12 protein-coding genes are annotated in these 13685 nt (G+C 64.3%); 3 read left to right on the top strand and 9 right to left on the bottom strand.

The genetic code is table 11. The features are described from left to right. Window positions 1–2 precede the first annotated feature (2 nt). Both ACX4ZE_RS05535 and ACX4ZE_RS05540 read left to right on the top strand, forming a co-directional pair. A complete protein-coding gene (locus ACX4ZE_RS05535; RefSeq protein WP_480272203.1) occupies window positions 3–2366 on the top strand; it encodes a thiamine pyrophosphate-dependent enzyme in 2364 nt (787 codons plus the stop codon). A 59-nt stretch (window positions 2367–2425) separates the two neighbouring features. Further along, window positions 2426–2905 carry an SRPBCC family protein gene (locus ACX4ZE_RS05540; RefSeq protein WP_480272204.1) on the top strand — a complete coding sequence of 160 codons (480 nt, stop codon included), beginning with the start codon at window positions 2426–2428 and terminating at the stop codon, window positions 2903–2905. Here ACX4ZE_RS05540 and ACX4ZE_RS05545 read toward each other — a convergent pair. Further along, window positions 2832–3872: an alpha/beta hydrolase gene (locus ACX4ZE_RS05545; protein WP_480272205.1), complete on the bottom strand. Its 1041-nt coding sequence runs from the start codon at window positions 3870–3872 to the stop codon at window positions 2832–2834. The genes ACX4ZE_RS05540 and ACX4ZE_RS05545 overlap by 74 nt on opposite strands. A gap of 98 nt (window positions 3873–3970) precedes the next feature. Here ACX4ZE_RS05545 and ACX4ZE_RS05550 point away from each other — a divergent pair, with 98 nt between their 5' ends. Next, window positions 3971–4819 carry an SDR family NAD(P)-dependent oxidoreductase gene (locus ACX4ZE_RS05550; protein ID WP_480272206.1) on the top strand — a complete coding sequence of 283 codons (849 nt, stop codon included), beginning with the start codon at window positions 3971–3973 and terminating at the stop codon, window positions 4817–4819. A gap of 84 nt (window positions 4820–4903) precedes the next feature. Here the strand turns inward: ACX4ZE_RS05550 and secG are convergent, their stop codons facing one another. The 8 genes from secG to uvrC all read right to left on the bottom strand — a co-directional run bounded on the left by secG (window position 4904) and on the right by uvrC (window position 13650). Beyond that, window positions 4904–5137: a preprotein translocase subunit SecG gene (gene secG, locus ACX4ZE_RS05555; RefSeq protein ID WP_480272207.1), complete on the bottom strand. Its 234-nt coding sequence runs from the start codon at window positions 5135–5137 to the stop codon at window positions 4904–4906. A gap of 181 nt (window positions 5138–5318) precedes the next feature. Then, complete coding sequence (gene tpiA, locus ACX4ZE_RS05560; RefSeq protein WP_480272208.1) at window positions 5319–6104, bottom strand: triose-phosphate isomerase; 786 nt, start codon at window positions 6102–6104, stop codon at window positions 5319–5321. Window positions 6105–6106: 2 nt separating this feature from the next. Then, window positions 6107–7318 (bottom strand): phosphoglycerate kinase, encoded by a 1212-nt coding sequence (locus tag ACX4ZE_RS05565; protein ID WP_480272209.1) that lies wholly within the window; start codon window positions 7316–7318, stop codon window positions 6107–6109. A 5-nt stretch (window positions 7319–7323) separates the two neighbouring features. Then, window positions 7324–8343 carry a type I glyceraldehyde-3-phosphate dehydrogenase gene (gap, locus tag ACX4ZE_RS05570; RefSeq protein WP_480272210.1) on the bottom strand — a complete coding sequence of 340 codons (1020 nt, stop codon included), beginning with the start codon at window positions 8341–8343 and terminating at the stop codon, window positions 7324–7326. Between the two features lie 194 nt (window positions 8344–8537). Continuing rightward, window positions 8538–9515 (bottom strand): DNA-binding protein WhiA, encoded by a 978-nt coding sequence (gene whiA / locus ACX4ZE_RS05575; RefSeq protein ID WP_480272256.1) that lies wholly within the window; start codon window positions 9513–9515, stop codon window positions 8538–8540. Then, complete coding sequence (locus tag ACX4ZE_RS05580; protein WP_480272211.1) at window positions 9512–10558, bottom strand: gluconeogenesis factor YvcK family protein; 1047 nt, start codon at window positions 10556–10558, stop codon at window positions 9512–9514. The genes whiA and ACX4ZE_RS05580 overlap by 4 nt, the downstream gene beginning before the upstream one ends. Then, entirely contained in the window at window positions 10555–11535 is a 981-nt protein-coding gene (gene rapZ, locus ACX4ZE_RS05585; protein ID WP_480272212.1) for an RNase adapter RapZ, read from the bottom strand. Before rapZ ends, ACX4ZE_RS05580 begins: the two co-directional genes overlap by 4 nt. Window positions 11536–11640: 105 nt before the next feature. Then, on the bottom strand, window positions 11641–13650 hold the full coding sequence (gene uvrC / locus ACX4ZE_RS05590) for an excinuclease ABC subunit UvrC (RefSeq protein WP_480272213.1): 2010 nt from the start codon (window positions 13648–13650) through the stop codon (window positions 11641–11643). Window positions 13651–13685 lie beyond the last annotated feature (35 nt).

Consider the following 13685-nt stretch of genomic DNA (forward strand, 5'->3'; position numbering starts at 1 on the left):
GTATGTGGGATGATCGTTCGGTGACCGAGCAGGCGCCAGATCTGGACGAGCGGTTCTTGACCGCGCTCGCGGAACTCGCTCCGCGACCGAGCCGACCGGCGAACCTGCCGATTGTACCCGGCAATACGATGACTGGCGCGGCATGCCTAGAACTGTTCGAGTCGCAAGCGACCAGCAGGCATCTAGACCTCGCAGCCCGGCGCCTGGGCGGCGCCCGGCGCGGTTACTACAGCATCGGCTCTTCCGGTCACGAAGGTAATGTCGCAGTGGCCGCGGCCCTTCGGGTCACCGATCCTGCCCTGCTGCATTATCGATCCGGGGCGTTCTTCGTGCACCGGGCTCGTCGGATTGCCGGTGTCGACCCGATCCGGGATGTGTTGCTCGGGGTAGTCGCCGCAGCGGCGGACCCGATTTCCGGCGGGCGGCACAAAGTGTTCGGCAACTCAGTGGCCAATGTTATTCCACAGACCTCCACCATCGCCTCGCACCTCCCACGCGCGGTGGGGTTGGCGTTCGGCATCGATCGCGCGACACGGCTGAATGTTCCCGGACCATGGCCCTCGGACGCGATAGTGATGTGCAGTTTCGGCGACGCGTCGGTGAACCATTCCACTGCGACCGGGGCGATCAATACCGCAATGCATACCGCGCACCAAGGGATTCCGGTGCCGGTCTTGTTCATCTGTGAGGACAACGGCATCGGGATCAGTGTCCCTACCCCTTCGGGCTGGATCGAGCAGGCGTTCGGCCACCGGCCCGGCCTACCATACTTCAGCGCGGATGGATGCGACGTCCTCGACGCACTGCAAGCCGCGCACACCGCCGTCCAATGGGTGCGCGAGCACCGCGGACCCGCATTCCTCCATCTGCGCACCGTGCGGCTGCTCGGACACGCGGGCTCGGATGTCGAAGCCGCCTACCGGCGCCCTGCCGACATCGCCGCCGATCTGCTCCGCGACCCGCTGCTCACGACGGCACGGCTTCTGGTCGGATCCGGTGTGACCACGCCCGCCGATGTGCGCGCCCGATACACCGAACTGGGACACCGCGTCGCCACGGCAGCCGAACGCGTGTGCCGGGAACCGAAACTCGGCTCCGCCGCAGCAGTGATTGCGGCGATCGGTCCGGCCCGACCCGCACTGGTGCGCGCCGACGTGCATCGATCCGGTCCACTGCCGGACCAGCGGCCTGCTGCGCCGAGTCGGACGAACACCAGCCCGACAACAGCACTGAACGACACTCCTGACATCATCAGCGAAAACGACACTGCCGAGCAGAAGGGTCCGACAACCCTCGCCCAAGCGATAAACAACACTCTTCGGGAGCTGCTTTCCCGTGATCGCGATGTGCTCGTCTTCGGGGAGGACGTCGGTCGCAAAGGTGGCGTGTATGGAGTGACCAAGGGATTGCAGAAATCATTCGGTGCGCGCCGGGTGTTCGACACGCTGCTCGATGAGCAGAGCGTGCTCGGTACCGCGCTCGGAGCGGCGCTGGCAGGCTTCGTACCGATCCCGGAAATCCAATACCTGGCTTATCTGCACAACGCCGCCGACCAGATCCGTGGTGAAGCGGCTACACTGTCGTTCTTCTCCGACGGTCGATTTCGGAACCCGATGGTGGTGCGGATCGCGGGCTACGCCTATCAGAAAGGCTTCGGCGGACATTTCCACAATGACAATTCGATCGCCGCGCTGCGGGATATCCCCGGAGTAGTCCTCGCCTCCCCGGCCCGAGCCGACGACGCCGCAGCCATGCTGCGCACCTGCGTATCCGCGGCCAGAGTGGATGGCAGAGTGTGCCTGTTCCTGGAGCCTATCGCGCTGTATCACACCCGCGACCTGTATATACCCGGCGACGACGGCTGGTTGGCGCACATGTCACGCACCGAGCACGTCGAGATCGGCCGGGCTCGCGTCTACGGCGATGGCAAAGACCTGACTCTGGTCAGCTTCGCCAACGGCATACCGATGAGCCTGCGCGTGGCGCGACAGCTGGCGCGCCAGGACATCCACGCACGCGTGCTCGATCTGCGCTGGCTGGCTCCACTACCGGTGCACGATCTGCTGCGGCACGCACGTGCGACCGGCCACGTGCTCGTCGTGGACGAAACCCGCCGTTCCGGCGGCGTATCCGAGACAGTGTTCGCGGCCCTGATCGACGCTGGTTTCTCCGGAAAGCTCGCGCGGGTCACCAGCGCGGACAGTTTCGTACCACTCGGCCCGGCTGCGGACACCATATTGCTCGACGAAGAACGAATCGAAGCTGCCGCGCGCGCACTCTCGGGGAACGAGGGGACAACCCCGGTCCAGACCCCACGGCACCGTCGAGCACGACTTTCCATGGAGCTCGATTCGGCCACAGAGTAGTGGAGAAGAATAGGGGACAGCGTGTAGGTGATAGCGACCAGCGGCGGAAGGAAGTACCGATGACCGCGATGTCCATGCTCGGCGAGGTACGACCGGAGCACCAGCACACCGCAGATGGCGACAGGGTGCTCCTGCGCTACCTACGTTCTTTCCGAAGCCCGGTACTAGAGGTGTGGACGGCGGCCACCGAACGCGGCCGACTCGGCCGTTGGTTGGGCACTGTCTCCGGCAGTAACGACAATTTCACCATCGAGTTGCTCGACGGTCCCGTCTGCGGACCGGTCACCGTGCGCGTGGACCACTGTCAGGCGCCGCACGAACTGGTCGTGCACATCGACGGATGTCTGTGCGAGATCGACATGAACCAGATCGGGGTCGTCACCACGGTCGAACTCACTCGTCGCCACGTCCGCCCCACCGACGCGGGCGCCATCGGCCCACGCTGGCAATACGTGCTCGATCGTCTCACCGCTTATCTCGACCGTCAGCCGCTACCGCACTGGCCCTGCTATCCGAAGCTGGCCGACGAATATCGGTAGCCGATTCCGAGGCTTTCTGAACCTGGAAGGGCGCGGAGGGATGTGTGGCCAGATCGCGCAGATGCGCGGCGATCAACGCGTTCACCTCCTCGGTGCGTTCGAGTTGCACAAGGTGGCCCGCATCCGCGACCTCGGTCACCGCGCGCAGGTCGACGACGTTCTTGCGCATGATGGCCAATGGGTCATGTCCACTGAACCCCTCCATATCGGGATCGTGATCGCCGTAAAGAAAGTATGTGGGTACAACAACTTTCGCATTAGCGTAATCAGCGGTGAGTTCCCAGTTACGGTCCAGGGCCCGGTACCAGTTCAATCCACCGGTGAATCCCGTGCGTTCGAAATCCCGCGCCACAACATCCACCTCGTGTTCGCTCAGCCAGCGCCACGGCAGTGCGGGCGCCTTCGGCAGCACATCGAGATAGCCGGTGCCCTCCGCCGGGAACCGCCACGTGTCCAGATAGTGATAGTCGGCACTGAGCGCGTAGTACACACGAGTGAGAAACTCCTTCGGCCGGGCGCCGAGTTCCGCATCGGCGACGCCTGGGGTCTGAAAATAGTGCAGGTGCAAGAAATGCTGGGCGGCGGCCTTCGCCCACAATTGCGACGGAGTGCGCCGCGGTCGCGGTGCGAACGGATTGTTCAGAGCGATCAAGCCGCGCACCCGCTGCGGGGCACGTAACGCCAGCTCCCACACCAGCACGGCGCCGAAGTCCAAGCCGACGAACACCGCGTGCTCCGCATCGATATCGTCGAGCAGACCGAGCAGGTCGGCGCAGACAGTGCGATTGGTATAAGCCGCGGGCTCGGCCGGAATATCGGTCTGTCCGTAGCCACGCAGGTCGGGCGCGATAGCGCGGTATCCCGCCGCAGCGACCGCGGGAAGCTGGCGGTGCCAGATATACCAAGTATGTGGAAAACCGTGACAGAAGATTACCGGCTGCCCCTCCCCCTGTTCAGTTATATGCATGCGGATGCCATTTGTCGTCACAAATCGTTGCGTGAACTCCATACAGCCCTCCCAGAGACCTAGAACACGTTATCGTTTCACGGTAATGTTCCGGTTCCGTGAACGGAATACCCGACGGGCTCGAAGGAAAGATCGCGGTGGTCACCGGCGCCAGCCGCGGCATCGGCAGAGGAATCGCGCTGGAGCTGGGCGCGGCAGGAGCCACAGTGTTCGTCACCGGGCGCTCGGTGACTCAAGGAAAGCTACCCGGCACGGTACACGCGACAGCCGCCGACATCGACGCGGCGGGCGGAATTGGCATTCCCTTCGTCTGCGACCACCGCGACGACGACGCGGTAGAGCGACTGTTCGAACTGATCCGCGGCGAGCACGGCAGGCTGGACGTGCTGGTGAACAATGTCTACAACTCCCCCGCCGCGGCTCGCTGGCTCGGCAAGCCGTTCTGGGAGGTCCCCCCGACCGTATGGGACGAGACCTTCGACGTAGGCGTCCGATCGCACTACGTAGCCGCTGTCTTCGCCGCACCACTGTTGATCGAATCGGGTGGATTGATTGTCAACATCTCCTCCCCCGGAGCGAACAGGTACATGCACAACGTCGTGTACGGCGTTGCGAAAGACGCATTGGACCGGCTCACCACCGATATGGCACACGACCTCGCGGGCACCGAGGTGACTGTAGTGTCGCTCTGGCCGGGAATCGTAGATACCGAATTACTGCAGCTGGTTCCGCCCGACACACATGGTCGACGCCTGGTCACACTGCCCGGCGAAGGTACGTTCGATCTTGCCGGGGCACAGACACCACAGTTCTGTGGCCGCGCGGTCGTCGCGCTGGCCACCGACGCCGGGCGCCACTCACGCACCGGCTTGTCCTGGCAGGTCGATGATCTCGCCGAGCACTACGGCTTCACCGATATCGACGGACGGATTCGGCGCACCGATTAATCCAACCAGGGTACGCCGGGCATGCCGCCTGTATCAGGACAGTACGCTATGACGGGAATCACGGCACGTTGGGCGATGGCCCGATCAAGCGAATTTGATCTCCAGGCCGATACCGAGAATGGCGATCAGCCAGACGATACCGACGAAAATGGTGACTCGGTCGAGGTTCTTCTCGGCAACGGTGGAGCCGGACAGACTGGACTGCACACCGCCGCCGAACAGGCTGGACAGACCTCCACCCTTAGCGCGGTGCAGCAACACCAGCAACACCAGCAACAGGCTGGTGACGATCAGGAGGATATCCAGGAACATCCGCATGCAGGACAGTCTATGTGGTCGGCGCGATCACACCGAATCAGGCACTCGGTGGCCGCTTGCCCGGATGCTGGTCCGGCGGACTGGGATGGCCTCTCCGATCATCCGAGGGTAAAAGGGGACAGCGAACAGCCCGGCATCACAGCGAGCGATACCGGGCTGTCGTGCGGAGTTTTGAGACGGATCAGGGAAGAGGTCCGCCCGCGGCGATCGCGGCGAGAGTGGCGAATTCGCCACCCGCGAGTGAAGCACCGCCGACCAGGGCGCCGTCCACCTCGGTTTGCGCAATCAGCTCCCCGGCGTTCTTGGTGTTCACCGAACCGCCGTAGAGCACGCGAATCTCCGCAGCGATCGCGGGCGAAGCCAGCTGGGCCAGTTCGGCGCGGATCGCGCCGCAGACCTCTTGGGCGTCGGCCGGCGTCGCGACCTTGCCCGTACCGATCGCCCAGACCGGCTCGTAAGCGATGACGATCTTCGAGATCTCTTCCGCCGTAAGCCCCTTCAGCGATCCACGCACCTGCTCCAGGTTGTATTCGACGTGCGTGCGGGCCTCACGGATATTCAAACCCTCACCGACACACACGATCGGGGTGATCCCGTGCTTCAGCGCCTGCTTGGTCTTGGCCAGCACAGTAGCGTCGTCCTCGGCGTGGTATTGCCGACGCTCCGAGTGCCCGACCACGACAAAGGCACAGCCCAGCTTGGCGAGCATACTCGCGCTGATCTCGCCGGTGTAGGCACCCGACTCGTGCACCGAGACATCCTGCCCGCCGTAGCCGAGCAAGAGCTTGTCGCCCTCCACCAGCGTCTGCACGCTGCGGATATCGGTGAACGGCGGCAGAACCACCACTTCCACCTTCTCGAAATACTTCTCGGGCAGCGCGAAGGCGATCTTCTGGACCAATGCGATGGCCTCTAGATGATTGAGATTCATCTTCCAGTTGCCCGCGATGAGCGGTTTGCGTGCCATGATCAGTCCTCCAACACCGCGATACCAGGCAGTTCCTTGCCCTCGAGATACTCCAGCGAAGCGCCGCCACCGGTGGAGATATGCGAGAAACCATCCTCCGGCAGGCCGAGCGCACGAACTGCCGCGGCCGAATCGCCGCCGCCGACCACGGTGAACGCGCCCTTTCCTGTGGCGGTCGCGATCGCCTCGGCGACCCCTCTGGTGCCTGCGGCGAATGCCTCGAACTCGAATACACCCATCGGGCCGTTCCAGAAGATGGTCTGTGCCTCGTTCAGCAGGGCAGTGAAACGTTCCACCGATTCCGGCCCCACATCCAATCCCATCCAGCCGTCCGGGATCTCGTGTGCGGGCACCACCTTCGATTCGGCGTCCGAGGCGAAGGCGTCGGCTACCACGACGTCACGTGGTAGATGGATGACATCGGCGTATTGGTCGAGCAGTCGTTTACAGGTGTCCACCATCTCCTCTTGCAACAGCGAGGACCCCACTGCGAGACCCTGCGCGGCGAGGAAAGTGAAACACATACCCCCGCCGATGACCAACGTGTCGACTTTCGGCGCGAGTGCTTCGATGACAGCGAGCTTGTCGGAGACCTTGGACCCGCCGAGCACGACCGCATACGGCCGCGCCGAACTCGCGGTGAGCTCGGCCAGCACCTCGGCCTCGGCCGCGACCAGCGTGCCCGCGTAGTGCGGAAGCAACGTGGCCACGTCGTACACCGAGGCCTGCTTGCGGTGCACCACACCGAAACCGTCGGAGACGAATGCGCCATCGGCACCGACCAGCTCGACCAGTGCCGCGGCGAGCTTTCCGCGTTCGGCGTCGTCCTTGCTCGTCTCGCGCGGATCGAACCGGATGTTCTCCAGCATCAGCACATCACCGTCGGTGAGCCCCTCGGACCGCGCGAGCGCATCCTGCCCCACCACATCGCCGGCCAGCTGGACATTGCGCCCCAGTTCCTCGGCAAGCGCGGCGGCCACCGGCGCTAAGGAGAACTTCGAATCCGGTTCTCCCTTCGGACGGCCGAGATGGGCGGTCACGATAACTTTGGCGCCCGCGTCGGCCAGCGCCTTGATGGTCGGCGCCGAGGCGATGATCCGGCCGGGATCGGTGATCCGGCCATTGTCGAGCGGAACGTTCAGGTCGGAGCGTACGAGCACACCCCGGCCCTCGATGCCTTCGGCGAGCAGTTCTACGAGTGTCTTGACGGACATGCGCGTCAGAGCGACTTGCCGACGAGGCCGATGAGATCAGCGAGGCGGTTGGAGTAGCCCCACTCATTGTCGTACCAGGAGACCACCTTGACCTGATCATCGATCACCTTGGTCAGCGGCGCGTCGTAGATCGACGAGGCCGGGTCGGTGACGATGTCGCTGGAGACAATGGGGTCGGTGTTGTACCGGAGGATACCCTTCAACGGCCCCTCAGCAGCGGCCCGATAGGCGGCGTTGATCTCATCGAGCGTAGCGGACTTGCGCACAGTGGCGGTCAGGTCGGTGACCGAACCCGTGGGCACCGGTACGCGCAGCGCGTAGCCGTCCAGCTTGCCCTGCAGCTCTGGTAGCACCAAGCCGATAGCCTTCGCGGCGCCGGTCCCGGTCGGCACGATGTTCAGCGCGGCGGCGCGGGCACGACGCAAGTCGCCGTGCGGGCCGTCTTGCAAGTTCTGATCCTGCGTGTAGGCGTGGATGGTGGTCATCAGGCCGCGCTCGATACCGAACTCGTCATCGAGCACCTTGGCCAGCGGGCCCAGACAGTTGGTGGTGCACGAGGCGTTGGAGATGATGTTCTGGCTGCCGTCGTACTTGTCGTCGTTCACGCCCATCACGATGGTGATGTCCTCGCCCTTGGCCGGAGCGGAGATGACGACCTTCTTCGCGCCTGCGGCGAGGTGCCCTTTGGCCTTGGTGGCATCGGTGAAGATGCCGGTGGACTCGACGACCACATCGACGCCGAGATCGCCCCACGGCAGCGCGGCGGGCCCCTCCTTGATGGCCAACGCCTTGATCCGCTGGTCGCCCACCACGATGGTGTCCTCACCGTCGAGCGAGACATCCTGCGACAACCGGCCAAGGATCGAATCGTACTTGAGCAGGGTCGCGAGGGTCGCATTGTCGGTGAGGTCGTTGACCGCGACGATCTCGATATCGGTGGTGCCGAGCGCCTTCTGCGCCTCCACCGCCCGAAAGAAGTTACGTCCGATACGGCCGAAGCCGTTGATGCCTACCCGGACAGTCACGTTATCGCTCCTCAGCTTTCCAGCAGATCATTCCGATGCCTACTCACACTAATGCCCTGCCACGGCCTCGCCACACGCACTGGTGTACCTGCGGACTGAATACCAGGTCAGACGACCGGCCGTCCGTAATTCTCCATCGAATACGCGAGGTATCGCACCGAGAAACAGGCCGAGGGGTACGCGGTACGAACGGTTCAGGCTTCATCGAGCAACTCTGCCGTGACAGCGGATTCCGTATCGGGCACACCGAGTTCCTTGGCGCGCCGGTCCGCCATCGACAACAGCCGCCGGATCCGGCCCGCCACCGCGTCTTTCGTCATCGGCGGATCGGCGAGCTGACCGAGTTCCTCCAGTGATGCCTGACGGTGCTGGATACGCAGCCTGCCCGCGGCGGCGAGATGATCGGGTACGTCGCCACCGAGGAGCTCCAGTGCGCGTTCCACCCTGGCTGCCGCGGCGACCGCGGCCCGCGCCGAACGACGCAGATTGGCGTCGTCGAAATTGGCGAGCCGGTTCGCGGTCGCGCGGACCTCGCGGCGCAGTCTGCGCTCCTCCCAGGTCATCCGGGTGCCGTGGGCGCCCATCCTCGTCAGCAGGGCTCCGATCGCCTCGCCATCGCGCACCACGACGCGGTCGGTCCCACGCACCTCCCTGGCCTTGGCCGCGATCCCGAGCCTACGGGCCGCTCCGACCAGTGCCAGGGCCGCCTCCGGTCCCGGGCAGCTGACCTCGAGTGCCGAGGAACGCCCTGGTTCGGTCAGTGAGCCGTGCGCGAGAAACGCGCCACGCCACGCGGCCTCGGCGTCCGCGACACTGCCACCGACCACCTGCGCGGGCAAACCACGCACTGGACGACCACGGACGTCGAGCAAACCGGTCTGCCGGGCCAGCGCCTCCCCTTCCTTGGAGACACGCACAACATACCGGGAGGTCTTGCGCAGTCCCCCGGCACCGAGCACATGCACGTCGGAGCCGTAGCCATAGAGCTCGAAGATCTCCCGGCGCAGCCGACGCGCGATGGAACCCATGTCCACCTCTGCCTCGACGATCACCCGACCACTGACAATGTGTAAGCCACCCGCGAATCGCAGCAATGCGGACAATTCCGCCTTGCGGGAACTCACCTGTGACACCGCGAGCCTACTCAGCTCGTCTTTCACATCGGCTGTCATCGCCACGAGACGCGCTCCTTTCCACCCAACCCGGAACGCACATCCTGCCCCATGTGTCGTCCCTCGACTCGAAGCCCTGCCATATGCGGCCGAGGTTGCCGGATCACGTGATCCAGAGCGACGGCGAGTTTTCCGGGATGATGCCGACCTGTTCCCCCTTCGGCGACATCGGAGAAGATTACTCGCGCCCGCAATTGTTCGGCAGCCCTGGCCACATGTTCCCGCTCACGCCCCTCCGGTACCGAGCCGGAGTCCACCAGCACCTCGTCGACCGCGAATTCCGGTGCGTGCTGAGACAATACATGCAAGTGCCGTTCCGCGGAGAACCCGGCGGTCTCCCCCGGCTCCGCGGCGAGATTCAGTACGAGGATCTTCCGCGCCCTGGTGTATACCAGTGCCTCGCGCAGCTCAGGCACGAGCACATGGGGAATCACACTGGTAAACCACGATCCGGGGCCGAGCACCACGATATCAGCGTGTCCGATAGCCGACGCCGCCTCCGCGCTGGCCGGCGGATCGGAGGGAATCAACCGAACCCGGCGAACCTTACCCGGCGTCGTCGCGATGGCGACTTGACCGCGAATACAACGGCTCACTCGTGGGTCTGCTTCCAGCCCGGAAACATCCGCCTCGATATCGAGCGCGATCGGCGACATCGGCAACACTCGTCCCGTGATACGCAATATCTTGGCAAGTTCGTCGAGCGCGGCGACCGGATCACCAAGCACTTCGGTGAGCCCGGCCAGAATCAGGTTGCCGACGGAATGCCCGGCCAAGGCGCCGGTGCCACCGAACCGGTGCTGCACGGTATGCGTCCAAGTCCCGTCGGCATCCGCGGCCAGAGCCGCCAGCGCCATGCGGAGATCCCCCGGCGGCAGTGCTCCCAGCTCGGCGCGCAGCCGACCGGAAGAACCACCGTCGTCGGCGACAGTGACCACGGCACAGATCTCTCTGGTCAACCGCCGCACTGCGGTCAGCGTCGCATAGAGGCCGTGCCCACCGCCCAACGCGACGATACCTGGACTGGATTCCCAGCCGGTCATTCGCGCCCCAGGTCTCGATGCACGACCCGGACCACATCGGCCGATCCGTCCGGCCCGTCGGTACTCTCGCTCATCAGCTCGCCCAATGCCTCGGCTATCGCGACGCTCCGATGTTTTCCTCCGGTGCAGCCCACTGCGACCGTCATGTATCGTTTCCCCTCTTGGCGGTAACCGTTCGTCGTCAGTTCGACCAAGTGATGGCAAGTACGCAGGTAGTCGTCCGCCCCAGGGCGCGACAATACATACTCGCTGACCACGGCCTCCTGACCTGTCTTTCCCCGCAATTCCGGTATCCAATGCGGATTGGGTAGAAAACGCACATCCAACACCATGTCGGCATCGAGCGGAACCCCGTACTTGAAACCGAAGGACTGCACGGTGAGTTGCAGCGCGCTCGGCGCGCCACCACCATAGGCCTCCTCCAGCTTGCGGTGCAGCTGGTGGATGGACAACTCGGTAGTGTCGATCACCAGGTCAGCGGCGGCCTTCACGACTGAGAGCCGCACTCGTTCAGCGGAGATACCCGCCGACAGCGTGCCATCCTCGCTCTCGCTCTGTAGCGGATGTCTGCGCCTGACGAAGCCGAAGCGGCGGATCAACACATCGTCGGAGGCCTCCAGGAACAGGACCCTGGTACGCACACCTCGGTTGCGCAACTGCTCGACAACCACCGAGAGATCACCGGTGAAGAATCGGCTGCGCACATCCATGACCAGAGCGAGACGGCGGATCGGCGGCTTCGCCGCCGATCCGAGCTCGACCATCCGGCCGAAGAGCTCGGGCGGCAGATTATCCGTGACGTACCAGCCGAGATCTTCGAGTACGCGCGCAGCGGTACCGCGTCCCGCGCCCGACAGCCCGGTCACGATCACGACCTCGACTTGTGGGTTCGCTCTGCCACGGATGCCGGAGAAACCCGCCCGCCTCGCGCTCGACGACGGGCTGCCCGTACTTCTGTTCGATTCGACGCGTGTCATGTCCCACCGAATTCGTCTCTGGATACCTTCCGATCATCGCGCACCATGTTCGGTATCGGGTGCAAACACACAACGTACGCGAAACCAGAACGTCAAGTGCGGTGACTACTCGGACCGGAGCGCGGTGCGGACCGCTTCCGCTGTCGCCACCCCGATACCGGGCACCTCCGTGATCTGCTCGATCGTGGCCTGCTTCAGCTTGGCCACCGACCCGAAATGAGTGACCAGCGCGGTGCGACGCGCGGCGCCGAGACCGGGCACCGAATCCAGCACCGAGGCAGTCATCCGCCGTGAGCGTTTACTACGGTGGAAGGTAACCGCGAAGCGATGCGCCTCGTCGCGGACGCGCTGCAGCAGGTAGAGAGCCTCGCTGTTCCGTGGCAGGATCACCGGTTCTCGCTGACCCGGCACCCAGACCTCCTCCAGCCGTTTAGCGAGGCCGATCACCGCGATATCGGTGATGCCGAGCTCGTCGAGCACTTCAGCGGCCGCCGCGACCTGAGGTGCGCCACCGTCGACCACATAGAGATTGGGCGGGTAGGCGAATTTGCGCGGGCGACCGGATTCTGGATCGATACCAGGGCGCGCGGTGAGCTCCATTGCTTCGGTAGCTCTTTCCGGCTCGACAGGATCTTCGCTCTCCGGCGTGTCGCGCTCACGGCGCAACCGGAGAAACCGGCGACGGGTCACCTCCGCGATGCTGCCGACATCGTCGGACCGGCCGTCTCCTGCTGCCTCCCGGATCGTGTAATGACGGTAATCGGACTTGCGCGCGAGACCATCTTCGAAAACCACGAGCGAAGCGACCACATCGGTACCCTGCACATGACTGATATCCACACACTCGATGCGCAGCGGCGCGGTGTCGAGTTCCAGCGCATCCTGGATATCTTGCAGTGCTTGCGATCTCGAAGTCAGGTCACCCGCGCGCCGGAGTTTGTGCTGAGCCAGTGCCTCCGCCGCATTGCGCCGCACGGTCTCGGCGAGCGCCTTCTTGTCCCCACGCTGCGGCACACGCACCCGCACCGCCGAGCCGCGCAACCGTGACAACCACTGCTGGAGCTGCTCGATGTCGGCAGGCAGCTCGGGCACGAGCACCTCACGCGGCACCACCATGGCGGGCTGCTCGTCGGCCGCCTGCTCGGCCACCGTGACCTGCTCACCATAGAACTGCGTGAGAAACTGCTCGACCAGCGCGGCGAGTTCACCGCCCGCTGCGGGGACATCGACAGCATCGCCCGATTTGTCGACCACCCAGCCGCGCTGGCCACGAACCCGGCCGTCCCGAACGTGAAAGACTTGTACCGCTACCTCCAGCTCATCGGTAGCGAAGGCGATCAGGTCGGCATCGGTGCCGGTGCCGAGCACCACTGCTTGTTTCTCCAGCGCGCGGCGTAGCGCTTGGACGTCATCGCGCAGCCGGGCGGCGAGTTCGAAGTCCAGCTCTTCGGCGGCGGCATGCATACGGCGTTCCAGCTCCCGGACCAAACGGTCGGTACGGCCGGCAAGGAAGTCGCAGAAGTCATCGACGATCCGACGGTGCCGCGCAGCGCTCACCCGCCCGACGCACGGCGCCGAACATTTGTCGATGTAGCCGAGCAGACAGGGACGACCCATCTGACTGTGCCGTTGGAAAACTCCCTTCGAACAAGTACGCGCGGGAAACACCCGCAGCAGCAGATCAAGGGTCTCGCGGATCGCCCAAGCATGGGCGTATGGGCCAAAGTAGCGGACACCCTTGCGCCGCGCGCCACGGTAGACGAACAGCCGAGGGTATTCTTCGTTCAGGGTGACCGCGAGCACCGGATATGATTTGTCATCCCGGTAACGGACATTGAAGCGCGGATCGAACTCCTTGATCCAGTTGTACTCCAGCTGCAGCGCCTCCACTTCAGTGGCGACGACTGTCCACTCGACACTCACGGCCGTGGTGACCATTTGCCTGGTGCGTGGATGCAGGCTCGCTACATCGGCGAAGTACGAATTCAGCCTGCCGCGCAAGCTCTTGGCCTTACCGACGTAGATGACCCGCCGATGAGCATCCCGGAACTTGTAGACACCGGGTTCGACCGGAATGGTGCCCGGCGCGGGCCGGTACGTCGCTGGATCTGTCACTCGTCCAGCCTATCCACCAGACCTGACAATCCGAC

This window comes from Nocardia sp. TBRC8007 (assembly GCF_056629435.1).

Bases quoted from the DNA above. Each gene is read 5' to 3' on its own strand.
- ACX4ZE_RS05580 (WP_480272211.1), bottom strand. From the start codon at position 10,558: ATGACCGGCTGGGAATCCAGTCCAGGTATCGTCGCGTTGGGCGGTGGG.
- ACX4ZE_RS05545 (WP_480272205.1), bottom strand. From the start codon at position 3,872: ATGCATATAACTGAACAGGGGGAGGGGCAGCCGGTAATCTTCTGTCAC.
- ACX4ZE_RS05540 (WP_480272204.1), top strand. From the start codon at position 2,426: ATGACCGCGATGTCCATGCTCGGCGAGGTACGACCGGAGCACCAGCAC.
- rapZ (WP_480272212.1), bottom strand. From the start codon at position 11,535: ATGACACGCGTCGAATCGAACAGAAGTACGGGCAGCCCGTCGTCGAGC.
- tpiA (WP_480272208.1), bottom strand. From the start codon at position 6,104: ATGGCACGCAAACCGCTCATCGCGGGCAACTGGAAGATGAATCTCAAT.
- ACX4ZE_RS05565 (WP_480272209.1), bottom strand. From the start codon at position 7,318: ATGTCCGTCAAGACACTCGTAGAACTGCTCGCCGAAGGCATCGAGGGC.
- ACX4ZE_RS05535 (WP_480272203.1), top strand. From the start codon at position 3: ATGTGGGATGATCGTTCGGTGACCGAGCAGGCGCCAGATCTGGACGAG.
- secG (WP_480272207.1), bottom strand. From the start codon at position 5,137: ATGCGGATGTTCCTGGATATCCTCCTGATCGTCACCAGCCTGTTGCTG.
- whiA (WP_480272256.1), bottom strand. From the start codon at position 9,515: ATGACAGCCGATGTGAAAGACGAGCTGAGTAGGCTCGCGGTGTCACAG.